We start from the raw sequence: 18,197 nt of genomic DNA, 5'->3' as shown, positions 1-18,197 counted from the left end.
TCGATTTTTCCATACAGTCATTGCCCCTATTGTCGGCTCAACCCGTTCTTACGCAAGACTTGTTCCGGACCAAACGGAGCAGAGCCAATGAAATCGCGCACCAAAGTTGTTGTTATCGGGGGCGGGATTGCTGGGTGTTCAACGCTGTATCACCTGACGCAGGAGGGGTGGTCAGATGTGGTTCTGGTCGAGCGCAACGAGCTGACCTCGGGCACGACATGGCATTCTGCGGCGCAGGTGACGAATTTCGGCATGAACCAGACGATGGTCGGTTTGAAATCGCACTCGATCCAACTGTACAAGGACCTGGCCGAAGACCCGGACTATCCGATCAATTACCACCACGGAGACGGCGGAATCCGTCTGGCGAATACCGAGGCGCAGATGCAGGGGTATCGCCATTTTGCCTCGATGGCGCGCGGGATGGATGTGCAGTTCGAGGTGATCGACGCCGAAGAATGCGCCCGCCGCCATCCGCTGATCTCGACCGAGAACCTGATCGGCGGGCTGTGGGACCCGATGGATGGCGACATCGACCCGGCGCAGCTGTGTCAGGCGCTGGCGCGTCGGGCGCGCAAGGCCGGGGCTGAGGTTTACCGAAATACACCGGTCGTCGGTCTGAGCCAGTACAGCGACGATACCTGGACTGTTCGCACCGAACATGGCGATATCGACTGCGATATCGTTGTGAATGCCTGCGGGTACCGGGTGAACGAGGTCGGCGCGATGATGGGGGTGCACCATCCGGTCGCGTCCATGGAGCACCAGTATTTTCTGACCGAAGAGATCCCTGCCATTCGGGATGCGGGCCACAGGATGCCTCTGCTGCGGTGCCCGATCAGCGACTACTATTGCCGACAGGAAAAGAACGGTTTGCTGCTGGGGTTCTATGAACAGGACTGCAAGACATGGGGTATGGACGGGATTGACCCGAATTTCGTCAACGCCCTGTGCCCGGATGATCTGGACCGGGTGACCGATGTGCTGGAGGGCGCATTTGCCCGCATGCCCGCGCTGATGGAGGTCGGGGTCCACACGGTCGTCAACGGGCCTATCACTTATACGATCGACGGTGCGCCTTTGGTCGGGCCAATCCCCGGCAAGCGCAATGCGTTCTGCATTATTGGCCTGCGCGCCGGGTTGGGCGAGGGCGGCGGTCACGGCTGGCTGCTGGCCCAGCAGATTGTGCATGGTGAGGCGTGCTATGACACGTGGTGCCTCGATCCGCGGCGGTTCACCGGCCATGCGAATGTGGAGCTGACGTCGCTGAAGGCCATCGAAGACTATCAGAACGAATTTCGCTTTCACTTCCCGCACGAACACCGCCCTGCAGGACGACCGGCGAAGACAACGCCTCTGACCCCCGTTCTGGCCGCTGAGGGTGCGGAGTTCACCGTGGTCAATGGGTGGGAGAGGGTGGAATACATCAAGCCCACCCCTGATTTCTCGCCGTCCCTCAGTTTCGATTTTGACGAAACATTCGATCTGGTCGCGGCTGAGGTCGCCAATGTTCAGAACGGCGTCGGGCTGGCCGAGGTGAACGGGTTCAACCGGATTGAGATCACAGGCGCGGACCGGCACACCTTTTTGGATCGGATGTTCTGCGGCATGGTCACGCGGCGCGATGGTCGGGTCGGGCTGGGCTATCTGCTGAACCATCACGGTATGGTCAAGGCCGAGGCGACTGTCGCCAACCTGCCCGCCAGCGACCGGGGTCCGCATCGGCTGTGGTACGGGTCCGCCGCGGCCAGCGAGTTCCATGACATGGACTGGCTGACCCAGCACTTGCGGGCCGACGAAGACGTGCACCTGCGCAGTCTGACCAACGACCAGACCATTCTGGTGCTGGCCGGGCCCAACGCGCGCAATGTCTTGTCCGCCTGTGCGCGCGGCGACTGGTCGGCTGAGGCTTTCCCGTGGCTCAGTGTGCGCGAGTGTTTCGTCGGGATCGCTCCGGCGACAGTGATGGGCGTCAGTTTCTCGGGTGAGCTGGCCTATGAAATCCATGTCCCCAACGCCTCGCTTTACGCTGCTTATCTGGCGTTGCGGCAGGCCGGAGAGGTCCTTGGGCTGAAACTGTTCGGTTCGCGGGCGGTGGAATCCATGCGCATGGAGAAGAGTTTTCTGCATTGGAAAGCAGACCTGATTACTGAATTTGATCCTTTCGAAACCGGTCTCGACCGCTTTGTGAAGCTGGAAAAGGGCGATTTCATCGGACGGGATGCCGTGTTGAAGCGACAGGCCGTAGGGGCACGCAAAAAGCTGGTCGTGTTGCAAGTCCACGCTACGCAGCAACCTGCCCATCCCGGGGCGTCGTTGATGCAGAGTGAACGAGTTGTGGGCACGATTACCTCGGGGGACTGGGGGCATCGTACCGGCCTGAACCTTGCGCATGGCTTTGTGCAGCCCGGTCTGGCCGATATCGGAACTGAAATGGAATTGGATTGTTGCGGTCAGGGCGTGCGCGTGACGGTTATCCCTCGGTCACCTTATGATCCGGGTTTTGAACGTATAAGAGCGTAATCCCCTGGCTAACTTCCCCATTGCCGTTTGCTCCATTCTTTGCTTGGGTTGTTTCGAGGAAACCGAAACAACGGGTGCACGGTGTCCAAATCTCTGAGCCTTCGCTGGCTGGAAGTCTTTCGGTTGGTTGCCAAGTCGGGTTCGATCCAACAGGTCGCGTCGGAAACGGGGCTGTCGATCAGCACAGTCTCGAACCATTTGCGCAGTCTTGAGGGCGCGCTGGGCGTTGACCTGGTTGACCACGGGCGCCGCCCGATGGGGTTGACCCCGGCGGGCGAGGTGTTTGCGCGCTATGTCCGTGACGGGTTGACGGTGCTGAAACGGGGCGAGGCCGAAATCCGTTCCGGCAACTGGAAGCACGCGACAGACTTGCGGCTGGCCCTGATCGACGATTTCGACAATCAGATCGCGCCTGACCTGTTCCGCTTTCTGGCGCACGCTCTTCCGCGTTGCAGCTTTCGCCACTACACGCGCCCCAGCCACGAGATCCTCACCAATCTGCAGGAACATAAGCTGGATGCCGGGGTCGCCACGCGCCCCTCGGAACGGACTGACGGCCTGATCGAATACCCGCTGATGCGCGATCCGTTTATCGTGATCCTGCCCAGCACGTTCAGCGGCGAACCCGAAGACCTGCTGAAACCGGATGCGGAATTGCCCCTGCTGCGCTATTCGCGGGACTTCATGATCGGCAAGCAGGTCGAAATTCAACTGACCCGCAGCAAGTACAACCTGCCCAACCGCTTTGAGATGGAGTGCAACCACTCGATCATCGGTCTGGTCGCCGAGGGCAGCGGCTGGGCGATCACGACCGCCGCCTGTTTCCATCGCGCGCAGAGGTTCCATGACAGCGTCCGGGCGCTTCCGTTCCCGGGGCGCAACTTTGTGCGAACAGTGTCCCTGTTCACGACCGAGGTGTACCCCGAGACGACTTCGAAGCTGATCCAGAAGGTGATGACAAAGCTGATCCGGCAGCATTTCACCGACCCGATGTGCGAGGCGCATCCCTGGTTAAGGGATGACTTTCGCACCATGGAGGCTGAGGCCGCCTAGGCGCTGGACGGTGGTCCGAGGGATTGACGCTCGACAATATGCGTGTTCAGCCGCGTGCCGGTGCCTGGGGTCTGGTTTTCCAGCATATCGACCAGTTCCAATGCGGCCCGGCGGCCCATTTCCCGGTGCGGCACATGCACGGTGGTCAGCGCAGGGGTGGCGACCTGGGCCAGCTCGATATCGTCAAACCCGGTGACTGAAACATCCTTGGGCACATTTAATCCCATCTCACGCGCCCGATGCAGCGCGCCGACCGCCAGAACGTCGTTGCCGCACAGTATCGCTGTGGGGCGAGCGTCCTGCGACATCAGCTTGGAAAAGGTATTGGCGCCGTTTTCGATCTGATAGGGGGTTTCGAGGATCGTCAGATCCGACGGGGAAAGCCCGCTGTGCTGGACCGCGTCCCGTATTCCTTCGACCCGCAGACGTGCGCGATCATTGCCTGCGGTGATGCCGGAAATCACTCCGATCCGCTGATGGCCCAGCCCGATCACGCGGTTTGCCAGTTCCGCCATCGCCGCGCGATTGTCGAAACCGACCGAGGCAACCTGCGCATCCGCCAGAAAGGACCATGCGGTCATTACCGGGATGTTGCGGCGCGCGAGGTCCTTGCAAATCTTGGGGCTTCGGTCATGCCCGATCAGCAGCAGCCCATCTGCACCGCGCGCGACCAGAGTCCGTATCTGATCTTGTTCAAGGTCGGGGTCGTAGGCCGAGCTGGAAACCAGCAGCGTATAACCGCGTTGATGCAGTTCTTCCTGAAAAGCTTGCAGGCCGCGTGCGAAAATTGCGTTCTCCATGGTGGGAATGATCGCGCCGATCGTCCAGCTCCGCTTGGCTGCCATCACCCGCGCGGCAAAGTTCGGCGTGTATCCCAGCCTGTCCACCGCCGACAGAACGCGCTGACGCGTCGCCTCGACCACCCGGTCGGGATCATTCAGACAGCGCGACACGGTCGCTGTCGAAACGCCTGCCAGCCTGGCGACATCATCCAGTGTGGGCGCGGATCGAAGTTTCGGCATTTTCAAACCTGAGATTTGCTTTTGTCAATAAGTCTAAGCTCAAGTGAAACTTAAGAAAAGTGAAAATGTAAGCGCTTGCATTTTTGATGTAAGCGCTTACAAATCTCGGTGAGTCGATTCCGGGAAAAAGGCCAGAGAATAGGAACCGCTGCCCATGCCTCGTGACTATTTGAAAAAAGCGACTTTGACGGCGCAATCCCATGCCTCAGAGGTGCATGATACGGTCAGGACCATCCTTGCCGATATCGAGGCGGGCGGCGATGCCAAGGCGCTGGAATATGCTGCCAAGTTTGACAAGTTCGACGGCAATGTCCTGATGACGCAGGACGAGATTTGCGCCGCCATCGCAAAGGTTCCGGAAAAGCTGAAGGCCGATATCCGCTTTGCCCATGACAATGTGCGCCGCTTTGCCGAAACACAGAAGGCAACCGTGGCCGATGTGCAGACCGAGATTGTTCCGGGGTTCGTTGCCGGTCAAAAGGCAATCCCGGTGGGCGCGGCGGGCTGCTATGTGCCCGGAGGGCGTTATAGCCACATCGCCAGCGCGATCATGACAGTCACAACCGCCAAGGTCGCCGGGTGCCGCCACATCACCGCCTGTTCCCCGCCGCGCCCGGGCGAGGGGGTTGCGCCCGCGATTGTCTATGCCGCGCATATTTGCGGGGCCGACAGCATTCTGGCCATAGGTGGGGTGCAGGGTGTGGCGGCGATGACCTATGGCCTGTTCGGCCTGCCGCGCGCCAATATTCTTGTGGGGCCGGGCAATCAGTTTGTGGCCGAAGCCAAACGCATTCTCTACGGCAAGGTTGGCATCGACATGATCGCGGGCCCCACCGATAGCTTGATCCTTGCCGACAGGAGTGCGGATGCGCATGTGGTGGCCACCGATTTGGTCAGTCAGGCCGAGCATGGGTATAACTCGCCTGTCTGGCTGGTGACTGATGACAGGGGGCTGGCGCAAAATGTGTTGAACCTGGTGCCAGTGCTCATCGACGATCTGCCCGAGTTGAACCGCGAAAACGCCGCCGCCGCGTGGCGCGACTATGCCGAGGTGATCGTCTGTTCGGATCGTGAGGAAATGGCCGCCTGTTCCGATGAATACGCGCCCGAGCATCTGACCGTTCAGGCCGAGGACCTGGATTGGTGGCTGGGCCGGCTGACCTGTTATGGGTCGTTGTTTCTGGGGGAAGAGACCACCGTATCTTATGGTGACAAGGCGACCGGCACCAACCACGTTCTGCCGACCTCGGGCGCGGCCAGCTATACCGGAGGGTTGAGTGTGCACAAATACATGAAGATCGTCACCTGGCAGCGGGCCACGCGGGAAGGATCGAAACCCGTCGCTGTTGCCACCGCCCGCATTTCCCGGCTTGAGGGGATGGAAGGTCACGCCCGCGCCGCGGATGTGCGTCTGGCCAAGTATTTCCCGGATGAGCAGTTTGACCTGCGCGCAGATGGGTGAGCACCGGATGCCCTTCAGCCAGACTGCAGGGGTGCTTTGGGCCAGAATCATGCCGCAATATCTTGCGGGAAATCACTTTTTTCGGCACCGTATACACTTACGGTCGAGAATTTCCGGCAGACAGCACAGGCCATTTTAACGGCCGTCTGTGGGCCATGGCCCGGCAGAAACGGAGGGACCCATGTATAAGAAAATTCTTGTTCCCATGGCGCTGGATCACGGCATTTCGCAGCACACGCTGGAAGTGGCCCGGGCGCTTTCGGCAGAGGACAGCGAAATTATTGCGCTGCATGTCTACGAGATGCCGCAGGGCTCGGTCAGTGCCTATCTGGATAAGGGCGCAGTGGCCGACGGGTTTCGCGCGGCGACCAATTTACTGCGCAAAAAGACCGAGGAACTGGAGGGCATTCAACCCGAGATCGTCAAGGGTCATACCGCCCGGACCATCATCGACTTTGCCAACCACAACGATTTTGACTGCATCGTTATCGGCTCGCACAAGCCGGGCCTCAGCGACTATTTCCTGGGCTCGACCGCGTCGCGTGTGGTCCGCCACGCCGGATGCGCCGTGCATGTGCATCGCAGGATCTGAACCCAAAATCGCGCCCTAGGCGCCCCAAGCAGGACGGACTGACGGTTTATGAACATAGACAGGAAGATCACCGATGATCTGGTCGCAAACGAAATCTCGTTTGTCACCACTGTGCCGTGCAAACAACTGGCCGGGGTCATCGATGAAATCGACAATCGCGATGGTATCTATCACATCCCCTCGAACAAGGAAGACGAGGGCATGGGTCTGTGTGCGGGGGCATGGATGGGTGGCAAGCGCCCCGCCATCATCATGCAGAACACCGCCATCGGTGTGACGATCAACGCGCTGGCGACGCTGATCCAGTATTACCGGATGCCGCTGCCCATGCTGATTTCCTATCGCGGAGAGCTGCGCGAACCCATCGCCTGTCAGGTGGAAATGGCGGTGCACACCAAGGCCCTGCTGGCGCAGCTGAACATCCCGACCTACCATTTTCATCACCAATCGGATGTCGCCGAGCTGGATGCGATCCTGAAATACACCTTCATGTGCAACAAGCCGGTTGCCATCCTGACCGACGCCAATTTCTGGGGAGGCTATGGCGACCAATGATCCGTTCTGAAATCCTTAAGGAAATCGCCCCGATCCTGCGTGATCAACTGGTTGTCTGCAATATCGGCATCCCCAGTCAGGAACTGCACGCCATCGATGACCGGCCCACTAATTTCTACATGCTGGGTACGATGGGTCTGGCCTCGTCTATCGGGCTTGGGCTGGCCTTGTCGCAGCCGAAGCCGGTGATCGTGATCGACGGGGATGGATCCATTCTGACCAACCTGGGCACACTGCCGACCATAGCGAACAACGTGGCCGACAATTATATCCTGCTGATCATCGACAACGGCTCTTACGGGTCGACCGGGGATCAGCCGACCTATGCGGGGCGGAAAACCTCGCTGGCGAAAATGGCTGAGGCTGCGGGCTGCGACCGGGTGATCGAATGCCCCGCCGAAGACACTGGCCGCGTGCTGCAAAAGGCGCTGGATGCCAGGCAGATGACCGTGATCGTCAGCAAGTGCGAAGGCGGCAACGCCAAGATGCCACCGATCACCATGGACCCGGTGGTGATCCGCGACCGGTTTATGAAGGCCGTTCAGGCGTGAGGGATTCGAGGCGCGGATTTGGGACTCCTTAACCGCGCCTTCAGGGACGTTTTACCTCGGCCTTTCCAACAGTTGCCCGAACCCTGAGACGGGCTCTTTGATATCCAACAGTTGCAGCGCCTGAAACAGCATCGCCTGATTTGAGCTGATCACGGGTTTGCCGACCGTCTCCTCAAGCTGGGCCAGAGCCTCGACACTGCGCATGTCAGTGCAAGACAGAACCAGCGCGTCGGCCTCGGGGTGATCCGCCGCGCGGCCCAACTCGAAAACCGCCTCGGGGCCCAATGCGCCCTGGCCTTCGTTGTCCAGTGCCTCGTTCACCTCGGAGCGCTGGATGGTCTCGAACCCCAGCTTGGCCAGAAATCCGATCGCCATGTCGTTGATTGCTGGAACATAGGGCGAGGCGAACCCGATACGCCGGGCGCCGAGCGTGGTCAGAGCATGAACCAAAGCCCCGGCCGCAGTGACCGTTCTGGCACCGATTGCGGCGCTGATCCGGATGGCCAGTTCGCGGTCGAATTCCGGACCGTGGGTCAGGGTGGCCGAGGTGCATCCGTATAGGACCACATCCGGCTTTGCACCCATCAGCAGGCGCAGGGGGGCGTCAAGATCGGTGGCCCCAAGATCGTGCATTTGGGCCTCGTCCGGGATCTCATCTTCATCATACCCGCCCATTCGGGCCACGTGCAGCGAAACACCCGGCGGGGCCATCAACGCCAGATCGGGTTCAAGATTGGTATTGGTAAAAGGGACAAGTACCCCGAACCGGGCGCGGCCTCGGGACGTGCTCATAGCTGACCCTCCTGTTTCCATTGTGTCAGGATGTCTATTGCTGTGTTCATTGCATCCAGTGACCCGACGGTCATGCGCAGTGTATGCGGCAGGCCCGCGCCGCCCTGCGGGCGCAGGAAGACGCCTTCGGAGCGCAGCTTTCGGTCGGCACTTGCCGCGGCCTTGGGGCTGTCCATGTTCAACAGCAGGAAGTTGGTAAAACTGGGGTAAGGGGCGAATCCTGCGTCCCTCAGGCTGGTTGCCGCCTGTTCGCGCAGAGCAGCCGTAATCTCGCAAGTCTCCCGCATATAGGCGTCGTCTCGCACCGCCGCCGTTGCAGCGATTTGCGCGCTGGCGGGAATGTTGTTCGGGTTCATAACTTTACGCAGTTGCCCTGCTATGCCCGGCGGGAACAGCCCCCAACCGACGCGGAACCCGGCCATGCCATAGGCCTTTGAAAAGGTGCGCAAAACGACCGTGTTGCCCTCGGCGACCATATCGAAACACCGCTCGCCCAGGTGGTCTGAAAATTCACCATAGGCCTCGTCGATCACCAGCAGGATGTCGGGCCGCAGACCTTGCCGCAGGCGGATGAGGTCGGATTTCGGGATGCGCGTTCCGGTCGGGTTGCCCGGGTTCGCGACAAAGACGATCCCGGTGTCCGGTTGGACCGCCGCCAACAGAGCATCAACGCTGACGGTGACATCCCTTTCCCGGGCGGTATCTAACCGCGCATCGGCCATGCGCGCCGCCGTCTGAAAGAACGGGTAGGCATGGGCCGGGGCCAGCACCGCCCGTTCAGGCCCCGAAAACACGCGGGCAAGGCAGCCGATCAGGTCAAGCGATCCGTTGCCGCACAAAATCCCATCCGCATCGATCCCGTGCAGATCTGCCAAGGTGTTTCGCAGGTCCGTCCAGTCCGGATCGGGATACAGCATCGACGTCCCCATGGCCTGCGCCGCCGCCCCGATCGCCTTGGGGCTGGGCGGGCGAAGGCTCTCGTTCTGGGAAAGCGAAATCAGGGATTTGCCCTCGGGCGTGCTCAGGTCAGCCAGCGCATAGGGCGACATGCGCGCGATATGTGGGTGCGGGCGGGTCATGTCTGCCTCCGGTATTGGGTCCGGGCCATGTCCTGAGTGATCAGGCCTGCGCGAAGGTCGTTTTGCACCGCGTCGTCCGAGCGTTCCTCAGGCCGACCGAACCCACCGCCACCGGGCGTTTCGAACATCAGCGTTTCACCGGCTTTGATCCGAACCTCACCTTTGCCGGGCAGTTGGCGGTTGCCGGGCTGCACGGTGATACGTCCGGGCGCGCCGTCCGACCCGCCGTCACGGCCCTTGGCGGGGTTCTTGATCCGCTCGACCGACAGGAACAGCATCAAGTCCTGATCCTTGGATGCGCTGAGTTCAATCTGCTGCCCCAAACCGCCCCGCTGACGCCCGGCACCGCCCGAATCCGGTCGTAACTCGCGACGGTGAAACAGCACCGGCGCGACGGCCTCGGTGATTTCGACCTGACTGCCCCAGACGCCGCTGGGAAAAGCCGTGGCCGACAGACCATCCAGCCGGGGTCGAGCGCCGGTGCCGCCGTTGAACACAAGCTCCAGCGCAAACAGGTCATCGCCGCGGTCAACCGCCTCGGGCGCGTGGCGCAGGGGCAGGTCGTACATGCACGAGGACCCCTCGGCCGGGACCCTGTCGGGCAGGGCCTGCGACAGGCAGCCATAAACCAGATCAGGTGTCATCTGCCCCAGCGTGTGTCGCATTGCGACTGGGGCAGGGGGCTGCGCGTTCAGAATACAGCCCTCGGGGCCGGTCACCCGAAACGGATTGAGCGAGCCCGCATTGTTCGGGATATCCGCCCCGATGATGCAGCGCAGGGCAAAAACGGAATAGGCCGTGGCATAGTTCAGCGGCACGTTGATTCCCTTGCCGATACAGGCCGCGGTGCCGTCGAAATCCAACAGCAGGTGGTCATCTGCGATGGTAAGAGCGGCGTGCAGTTCGATCTCTTCATCATAGCCATCGACCTTCAGCACATGGTGCCACGTGCCCTTGGGCAGAGCAGCGATGGCGTCCAGAGTGCCGCGATTGGAAGTGTCGATGATGTAGTCGGCCAGCGCATTCAGATCAGTGAGATCGAATTCCTGCAGCATCTGCACCAGCCGCGTGGACCCGGCCTCGCAACAGGCGATCAGGGCATAGATGTCGCCTTCGTTGGCGATAGGCTCACGTGAGTTGGCTTTGACGATGTCCAGCAGCAGCGCGTTGACTTCGCCTTGACTGACCAGTTTGCAGGGCGGGATCAGCAGGCCTTCGTCATAGATGTCCGAGCCTTCGGGTCCCATGCCCAACCCGCCCAGATCGACCAGATGCGAGGTGCAGGCGGTGTAGCCGATCACCGTGTCCTGAAAAAACACCGGCATCATCAGCAGAAAGTCGTTCAGGTGCCCCGAGGCGATCCACGGGTCGTTGGTCATGTAGATGTCGCCGGGTTTCATGTCGCTTTGGGCAAAGCGCGCGCACAGGGTTTTGACCGCCTCCGCCATGGTGTTGATATGCCCGGGGGTGCCGGTGACGGCCTGCGCCAGCATCCGGCCTTGCGCATCGAATATCCCGGCCGAGATATCGCCGCATTCGCGCACGATCGGGCTGAAGGCGGCGCGGATCAGCGCTTGTCCCTGTTCCTCGACCACGGCCAGAAGGCGGTTCCACATCACCTGCAGGCGTGTATCTGATTGGATCATGGCTGGACCTCCTCTTGCCGTGTCAGCCAGATGTTGCCTTGGCCGTCCAGGGTGGCGCTGAAATCGGCGCTGACGAATGTGGTCGTTTGGGCCTCGACGATCAGCGCCGGTCCGTTGAGGGCTGCGCCGGGTGCCAGGTCAGAGCGGTTGAACACGCCCGCAGGACGCCACGCGCCGGTGACGTCGCACAGGACCTGGCGGTGTTCGGTTGCCATGGCGGCGTGTTCCGCCGGGCTGTCAGGACAGCGCTCAGGTGCGGGGGCAGGGGATGAGACGGACAGCCCCCAATTCAGGATTTCGATGGTCATGCCGGGCACGATCCGGCTGAACTGGTGGCTGTATTCCGTTTCAAAGGCCCCGCGCAAAGCGTCAAGGTCCGTAGCGGCCAAAGCCCGGTCGGGCAGGCGGATTTCGATCTCGTGACCTTGCCCGTGATACCGCATGTATGCGACCCGACGTTGCAGCAACGCGCCTTCAGGTGCGCCGGCGCGGACGACCTGTTCCGCCTCGGTCTGCATGGCGCCGAAGAACCGGTTCAGCCCGTCGATATCCAGACCGTCCAGCCGGGCATAGCGTGAACGGATGACCTCATACGATACGGGCGCAAACAGGAAGCCGACCGCCGAACCCACACCCGGATCACGCGGGATCAGCACCCGCCGCATCTGGGCGCGTCGGGCCACGCGGGTGGCGTGCAGCGGGCCGTTGCCGCCAAACGCGATCATCAACCGATTGCTTAGGTCCTTGCCGGCTTCGACCGCGTGCATCCGGCCTGCGCTGGCCATGCTTTCATCGACAATCTCACTGACCGCAAAAGCGGCCAGACCGGGGCTGAGGCTCAGCGGGTCACCCACATCCTGCACCATCGCTTGCGTGGCGGCATCCGGATCAATCCGCAGCCGCCCTTCGGCAAAACGCCCCGGCTCGATCAGGCCCAGCGTCAGATCGGCATCCGTGACCGTGGGTTTGTCACCACCCTTGCCAAAAGCTGCGGGGCCGGGGTCTGATCCCGCGCTGTGCGGCCCAACCTGAATGCGGCCCAGACGATCCACGCTGGCGATCGAGCCGCCCCCCGCTCCGATCTCGATCATCTCGATCACTGGGATGCGCACCGGCATCCCTGATCCCTTGATGAAACGCTCGGCCCGCGAGATTTCGAACTTGCGCGCGGTCTGCGGGCGATAGTCGTCGATCAGGCACAGCTTGGCGGTGGTGCCGCCCATATCGAAGGACAGCACTTCGGCCTCACCCGTGGCCTCGGCGATGCGGGCGGCCAGAACGGCCCCCCCGGCCGGGCCGGATTCCACCAGACGGATGGGCAGCCGGGCCGCGGTATCCAGCGTGGTCATGCCGCCCCCCGCCGTCATCATCAGGATCGGGCAGGTCAGTCCCATCTGCCGGAACCGAGTCTCAAAATCCTGCAGATACCCGGCCATCAAGGGCTGCACATAGGCGTTGGCAATCGTGGTACAAAGCCGGTCGAACTCGCGCGCCTCGGGGCTGACCTCGTGGCTGAGCGAGATGACCAGGTCTGGCATGTGCTGCGCCAGCAGTTCGCGCAGCGCCAGCTCATGCGCCGGGTTGGCATAAGCGTGCAACAGGCAGATGGCGACGGCCTTAACCTCAAGCGCCCTCAGTTCAGCGACCAAAGGCGCGATGCCGGCTTTGTCCAGCGGCTCCAGCTCTTGCCCGCTGGCGTCCATGCGCCCGCCGATGGTCAGCGATCGGGTGCGCGGCACGATCAGGTCGGGTTTGACCAGATCGATGGCATACTGGCTGTAGCGCCGCTCATACGCGATTTCGAGGATATCGCGGAATCCGCGTGTGGTGATCGTGGCCGTGTCGGCCCCGCGGCGTTCGATCAGGGCATTGGTGGCCAGCGTGGTGCCGTGGATGAACCCGGTCACCTGATGCCAGTCGGCACCAGCGGCCTTTAACACATGCGAGGCGCCAGCAACCGCGCCAAGGGCGGGGCGATGCGGCGTGGTGGGCGTTTTGGTTGTCGCCACCACCCGAGACGCGTTGTCCAGCAGGACGGTATCGGTGAACGTACCGCCGATGTCGATTGCCATGCGCAATCCAACTGTTTGATTCATAAGGGTATCAGCCTGCAAGGGTGGAACAGACCCGAAGGCGGGTCAGGTGAAAACGGACTGTTCCCCGCAGGTCAGGCGACCAGATCGCACCCGGTTTCGCGACGCATCATCGGTTGTCGAAGGTTGGCTGTCACAGCTTCAGTTCCCCATCGTCTGAGTGCCACGACATTGGGTGAGGAAAGCCCCCTCCGTCAACACTTCATTCGGAGGAGGCGCAGGTTTGGTGCAATACCCGGAAAATGATAAAACGATGAGCGCGGCGCATCCCATTTTGAAATGTCACTCAGTTTCATCATAAGGGGGTAAGTCATAAAACTCATTCGTTAAAAACAAAGCATTCTGATCGCCACGGGCCTGATCCTGGCGGGCCTGTCTCCGGTGCTGGCACAGGACCGCGAGGAAAGTCAGGGCATGGTGCTATTGCGCGGGCTGCCGACGCTGGACACCAGCCACAGCATTGCAGTCATCGAACTGGACCCGGAATCGGAGCGGTTCGGAGAGATCCTCAGTGAGGTAGAACAGCCCGAGATGGTGCATCCGCTGCACCATCTTTATTACAGCCCCAGCGGCCGACTTTATGCCACGGGGCTGGATCCGTCCTGCAGCCTAGCCGAGGTCGGGCTGTCCCCCGATGCGGGCGGTGCGCCGGTGATGTCGGGCTTTACTTGTCTGGACACGCAGGGGCAGATGGTTGGTGAAGACATCATGTGGACCAACTCGAACGGGCAGGAATATATGTTCGTGACCTTCCTGGGTGGCACCGGCGGGGATGACGGTGGTTCGGTGAGTGTGTTCGACGCGCAAACCAACGAAGTCGTCAAGGTCATCGAAGCGCGCAAAAGTCAGGTTGGCGAGGCGCACCATGTATCACCATATATCATGTACCCGCACGGCATCACGGCTTTTGACGACCGTATGGTGGTGACGACGACGGTGCATCCGGACCTGACCACCGGTGTTGGCAATGTGCTGACGATCATTGATCTGAACACGCTGGAGCCCATCGAAAACATCACCGTCGAGAAGGAAAAGCCGCTGAACTTCCCGTCTTCTCCGGTCGAAGTGCTGTTTGCACGCCCCGACATGCACCCGGATATCGAACCCGCCATTCTGGCCAACACAATGTTCGGGTTCGAGACATGGAAAGTACTCTACGATGCCAGTTCCAAGACCTTTGGTGAGGCCGAGGTGATCTATAGCGGCGTTGCCAATGAAACCGCCGTGCCGCTGGAATTCTACGGCACCGAGGATGAGCTGTTCATCTCACATGCTCTGCACGGTGTGGTAAAACGCTATGATCTGGCCTCCCTGCCCGAGCTGGTCTCCAGCGGGCCGGATATCGTGGCCGATCCGGGGGCGCATCACATGATCTTTTTCACCTCGGCTTCGGGGCGTGATCTGATCGCGGTGCAGAACAGTCTGCTGAACTTGGGCAATGGCGCTGACAATGACCCGACGGATGTGGATTTCATTGCAGGTCTGAACAGCCATACGATCTCGGTCCACGATCTTGAAACCGGTGAGCGTTTGGCCACGGTCGATATCAAAGATCGTTACAACAAGGGGATTGAGAACCTGGAAGGCCTGTTCGGATCGGGCTTTGTCCATCACCATTAGCGGCCCGGAGGGGGTTATGCGCTGGGTGCTTTGATCCTCGCTACCGCAGGGCTTTCGGTGGCGGGGTGGGTCGTCTGGGATCGCACGCGCGACCCGGTGGCAACGCCGATTGCCGATTTCTCGGCACCGTTTGTGTTCGGGCGCTTTGCCATTCCGTCCGACAATCCGCTGACCGAAGAGGCCTTCGCGCTGGGTCGGCACCTGTTCTATGACCCGATCCTGTCGGGCAACAATCAGGTGTCCTGCGCCACCTGTCACGTGCAGGCGCTGGCCTTTACAGACGGGCGCGCGAGATCGCCGTCCTTGTCGGGCGGTGAACTGGATTTCAGCGCCATGAGCCTTGCCAACCTTCTGTGGGGGCAAGAGCGGTTTTTCTGGGATGGCCGCGTGACTTCTCTTGACGAACAGGCGTTGCTGCCGATCCAGCACCCGGATGAGATGGGGCAGGATATCGACGCCCTGATGGTCGAGCTTGAGGCATCAGGCCCTTATCGCGGGATGTTTCGTCAGGCCTATGGCGCGGTCGCGCCGGAAAACACCGCCAAGGCGCTGGCCACCTTCATGCGGATGCTGATTTCGTCCGAGTCGAAATACGATAAATACCTGCGCGGCGAAGCCCGTTTGACAGTGCAAGAGGAACACGGGCGCAAACTGTTCATGGCGCATCCCGACACCAAGGTTTTGCTGCGCGGCGGCAATTGCATCGACTGCCACAGCCAGTTCCTGACCTCGGGGTTCCGCGATGCGCTGGACGGGTTCGCCAATAACGGTCTGGACCCGGATGAAACCCTGCCTGATGGCCTGATGGCCGTGACGGGAAACCCGGCGCAAAAGGGGTTCTTCAAGGTTCCGACCCTGCGCAACATTGCCGTCACCACGCCCTACATGCATGACGGCCGGTTTGAAACGCTTGAGGACGTCATGGCCCGCTACAATGACGGCATCGTGGTCAGTGACACGCTCAGCTCCCTGATCCTTGAAGCCGATAATGCCCCTGAGGTTGCAAAGGGCACGGTCGGGCTGCGTATGACACCCGAGGAAATGCAGGCCATTATCGCCTTTCTGCACACGTTGACGGATGAGGCGTTTCTGACCAACCCGAAGTTTTCCGACTCGTTTGACGGAGGTTCCTGATGAGAGCGATCCTTGGACTATTGGCCGCCGCAGCCGTGATCGCAGGGTGGTTCATTCTGACGTCCGGACAGCGAAAAACCACGCCGGTCACACGGACATTTCATGCGCAAATGGGGGATGAGCCTCTGGTCTGTGATCAGTTGGTCTATGACAACCCGGGTGGGGACGGGCAGTTCAGGGTTCGGGATTTCAGGTTCTACCTCAGCAACCTTTCTCTGGGGCAGGGTGATGAAACCTTTGCCGAACCGGACAGCTATCACCTGTTGCGCTTTGATAATGAGGACAGGACGCACTCGATCACGCTGCCCGAGGTGCCCCTGAAATCCGTCGATACCGTGCAAATCCTGATCGGGGTTGATCCCGCGGCGAATGGCTCGATCGAGGTGCGCGGGGATTTGGACCCCAACAGCCAGATGGCGTGGAACTGGGAGGTCGGGTATAAATTCGTGGTCGTGGAAGGCGCGCTGAAACTGGGGGAAGACGTAGTCCCGCTGGTTTACCATGTCGGGTTCTCGGAAAATGCCCGCGAGGTCGAGTTCATGTTGCCGCCGGATGTTTTCGCGGATGGAGACCATGAGGTGCACCTGATCGTCGATCTGGCGAAGTTCTTCGACGGGACGGCGCAGATCGACATGCAAGCGCTGCCGTCGGTCAAGTTCAACCGAGCAGATGCCGAGATACTGGCCGACAACTACGCCATCATGATCACTCTGGCCTTCTGAGGCGGCTCATTTTTTGGGGAAATTCAGCGGTTCAGGTCGAAATCGCCCTCGACGGCGGGGGTGTGATCGGTGATTGTTTGGACGATTGACCGGGGGAAAAGGCCGCTCAGTCAAAGAAATAGACTAAACGCCGTGAAGGCGGGCATAAGTTGCGTCGAAAAGACCAGTGAGGGGAGATGAAGATGAAGAAGTTTTTAGCAGCCGCTGCGGTTTCCGCGCTGTGCGCCACCGGTGCGCTGGCCGAGGTCAAGGTCGGGATGATCACCACGCTGTCTGGTGGTGGTGCCGGGCTGGGTATCGACGTGCGTGACGGGTTCATGCTGGCCATCGCGCAATCGGGCAGGGATGATATCGAGGTCGTGATCGAGGACGACCAGCGCAAGCCGGACGTCGCCGTGCAACTGTCCGACAAGATGATCCAGTCCGAACGTGTCGATGTACTGACGGGCATCATCTGGTCCAACCTGGCGATGGCGGTTGTGCCGGCTGCTGTGAACCAGAATGTGTTTTACCTGTCGCCCAACGCGGGCCCGTCGCCGCTGGCCGGAAAAGGCTGTCACAAAAACTACTTCAACGTCGCCTGGCAGAACGACAACCTGCACGAGGCCGCAGGTGCCTATGCCAACGGCGCGGGCTACAAGAACAGCTTCATCCTGTCGCCGAACTACCCGGCGGGTGTGGATGCGCTGACCGGCTACAAGCGGTACTTCGAGGGTGATCTGGCCGGTGAGGTCTATACCGAACTGGGACAGACCGACTATGCCGCCGAGATCGCGCAGATCCGGGCCAGCGACGCGGACAGCGTGTTCTTCTTCCTGCCCGGTGGCATGGGGATTTCCTTCCTCAAGCAATATGCCGACAGTGGCATCGACAAGCCCGTGATCGGCCCGGCCTTCAGCTTTGATCAGGGCATTCTGCAGGCGGTTGGCGATGCGGCGATGGGAGTGGTGAACACTTCGCAATGGAACAAGGACATCGACAACCCGACCAACGCGGCGTTTGTGGAAAGTTTCCAGGCCGAATATGGTCGTCTGCCCTCGCTCTACGCCAGCCAGGGGTTCGATACTGCCAATCTGCTGCTGTCTGCGCTGGACAAGGCCGATCCTTCAGATGCGAGGGCCTTCCGCGATGCGCTGCGTCTGGCCGAGTTCGACAGCACCCGCGGCGATTTCAGATTTGGCCCGAACCATCACCCTGTTCAGACCATCTATGCCCGCGAAGTGATCAAGGAAGGCGATGTCTTCACCAATAAGATCATCGGCGTCGCGCTGGAAGAACACTTTGACGCCTACGGGGCCGAGTGTAAAATGTAACGACCTTCTGCCTGCCCCGGTCAAAGGGGCGGGCAGACCA

Annotated in this window: 15 protein-coding genes; 10 read left to right on the top strand and 5 right to left on the bottom strand. The window is 60.8% G+C overall.

Annotation, left to right across the window (positions count from 1 at the left end; translation table 11 throughout):
* Nucleotides 1-87: 87 nt before the first annotated feature.
* On the top strand, nt 88-2,523 hold the full coding sequence (locus tag ACOQFT_RS03060) for a GcvT family protein (protein ID WP_421596594.1): 2,436 nt from the start codon (nt 88-90) through the stop codon (nt 2,521-2,523).
* An 81-nt stretch (nt 2,524-2,604) separates the two neighbouring features.
* Nucleotides 2,605-3,576 (top strand): LysR family transcriptional regulator, encoded by a 972-nt coding sequence (locus ACOQFT_RS03055; protein ID WP_421596593.1) that lies wholly within the window; start codon nt 2,605-2,607, stop codon nt 3,574-3,576.
* Here the strand turns inward: ACOQFT_RS03055 and ACOQFT_RS03050 are convergent.
* Nucleotides 3,573-4,598 (bottom strand): LacI family DNA-binding transcriptional regulator, encoded by a 1,026-nt coding sequence (locus tag ACOQFT_RS03050; protein WP_421596592.1) that lies wholly within the window; start codon nt 4,596-4,598, stop codon nt 3,573-3,575. The genes ACOQFT_RS03055 and ACOQFT_RS03050 overlap by 4 nt on opposite strands.
* Nucleotides 4,599-4,752: 154 nt before the next feature.
* Between ACOQFT_RS03050 and hisD the strand changes: the two genes are divergently transcribed.
* The 4 genes from hisD (at nt 4,753) to comE (ending at nt 7,758) form a co-directional block, all read left to right on the top strand.
* On the top strand, nt 4,753-6,060 hold the full coding sequence (gene hisD / locus ACOQFT_RS03045; RefSeq protein WP_421596591.1) for a histidinol dehydrogenase: 1,308 nt from the start codon (nt 4,753-4,755) through the stop codon (nt 6,058-6,060).
* Nucleotides 6,061-6,241: 181 nt separating this feature from the next.
* The gene (locus ACOQFT_RS03040) at nt 6,242-6,652 is read left to right on the top strand and encodes a universal stress protein (protein ID WP_421596590.1); all 411 of its coding nucleotides are present in this window, start codon (nt 6,242-6,244) and stop codon (nt 6,650-6,652) included.
* A gap of 48 nt (nt 6,653-6,700) precedes the next feature.
* Nucleotides 6,701-7,207, top strand: coding sequence for a sulfopyruvate decarboxylase subunit alpha (gene comD, locus ACOQFT_RS03035; RefSeq protein ID WP_421596589.1), 507 nt, complete (start codon nt 6,701-6,703; stop codon nt 7,205-7,207).
* Nucleotides 7,204-7,758, top strand: coding sequence for a sulfopyruvate decarboxylase subunit beta (comE, locus tag ACOQFT_RS03030; protein ID WP_421596588.1), 555 nt, complete (start codon nt 7,204-7,206; stop codon nt 7,756-7,758). Before comD ends, comE begins: the two co-directional genes overlap by 4 nt.
* 51 nt (nt 7,759-7,809) lie before the next feature.
* On the opposite strand, the gene ACOQFT_RS03025 is transcribed toward comE, so the two are convergent.
* The 4 genes from ACOQFT_RS03025 to ACOQFT_RS03010 are packed head-to-tail and all read right to left on the bottom strand — an operon-like array spanning nt 7,810 to nt 13,347.
* Entirely contained in the window at nt 7,810-8,550 is a 741-nt protein-coding gene (locus ACOQFT_RS03025; protein ID WP_421596587.1) for a maleate cis-trans isomerase family protein, read from the bottom strand.
* Nucleotides 8,547-9,629 (bottom strand): pyridoxal phosphate-dependent aminotransferase, encoded by a 1,083-nt coding sequence (locus ACOQFT_RS03020; RefSeq protein ID WP_421596586.1) that lies wholly within the window; start codon nt 9,627-9,629, stop codon nt 8,547-8,549. Before ACOQFT_RS03020 ends, ACOQFT_RS03025 begins: the two co-directional genes overlap by 4 nt.
* Nucleotides 9,626-11,275, bottom strand: a complete 1,650-nt coding sequence (locus ACOQFT_RS03015; RefSeq protein ID WP_421596585.1) for a hydantoinase B/oxoprolinase family protein — start codon at nt 11,273-11,275, stop codon at nt 9,626-9,628. Before ACOQFT_RS03015 ends, ACOQFT_RS03020 begins: the two co-directional genes overlap by 4 nt.
* The gene (locus ACOQFT_RS03010; protein ID WP_421596584.1) at nt 11,272-13,347 is read right to left on the bottom strand and encodes a hydantoinase/oxoprolinase family protein; all 2,076 of its coding nucleotides are present in this window, start codon (nt 13,345-13,347) and stop codon (nt 11,272-11,274) included. The genes ACOQFT_RS03015 and ACOQFT_RS03010 overlap by 4 nt, the downstream gene beginning before the upstream one ends.
* Before the next feature lie 402 nt (nt 13,348-13,749).
* Between ACOQFT_RS03010 and ACOQFT_RS03005 the strand changes: the two genes are divergently transcribed.
* The 4 genes from ACOQFT_RS03005 (at nt 13,750) to ACOQFT_RS02990 (ending at nt 18,157) form a co-directional block, all read left to right on the top strand.
* On the top strand, nt 13,750-14,988 hold the full coding sequence (locus tag ACOQFT_RS03005) for a hypothetical protein (protein WP_421596583.1): 1,239 nt from the start codon (nt 13,750-13,752) through the stop codon (nt 14,986-14,988).
* Nucleotides 14,989-15,018: 30 nt separating this feature from the next.
* The gene (locus ACOQFT_RS03000; RefSeq protein ID WP_421596582.1) at nt 15,019-16,122 is read left to right on the top strand and encodes a cytochrome-c peroxidase; all 1,104 of its coding nucleotides are present in this window, start codon (nt 15,019-15,021) and stop codon (nt 16,120-16,122) included.
* Nucleotides 16,122-16,844, top strand: coding sequence for an MbnP family protein (locus ACOQFT_RS02995; RefSeq protein ID WP_421596581.1), 723 nt, complete (start codon nt 16,122-16,124; stop codon nt 16,842-16,844). The genes ACOQFT_RS03000 and ACOQFT_RS02995 overlap by 1 nt, the downstream gene beginning before the upstream one ends.
* Before the next feature lie 182 nt (nt 16,845-17,026).
* A complete protein-coding gene (locus tag ACOQFT_RS02990) occupies nt 17,027-18,157 on the top strand; it encodes an ABC transporter substrate-binding protein (RefSeq protein WP_421596580.1) in 1,131 nt (376 codons plus the stop codon).
* Nucleotides 18,158-18,197: the final 40 nt, after the last annotated feature.

This window comes from Ruegeria sp. MALMAid1280 (genome assembly GCF_049195285.1).
Taxonomy (GTDB): Bacteria; Pseudomonadota; Alphaproteobacteria; order Rhodobacterales; family Rhodobacteraceae; genus Ruegeria.
Note: the sequence above shows the minus strand (reverse complement) of the source record. Positions and strands in the feature narration are given on the sequence as shown.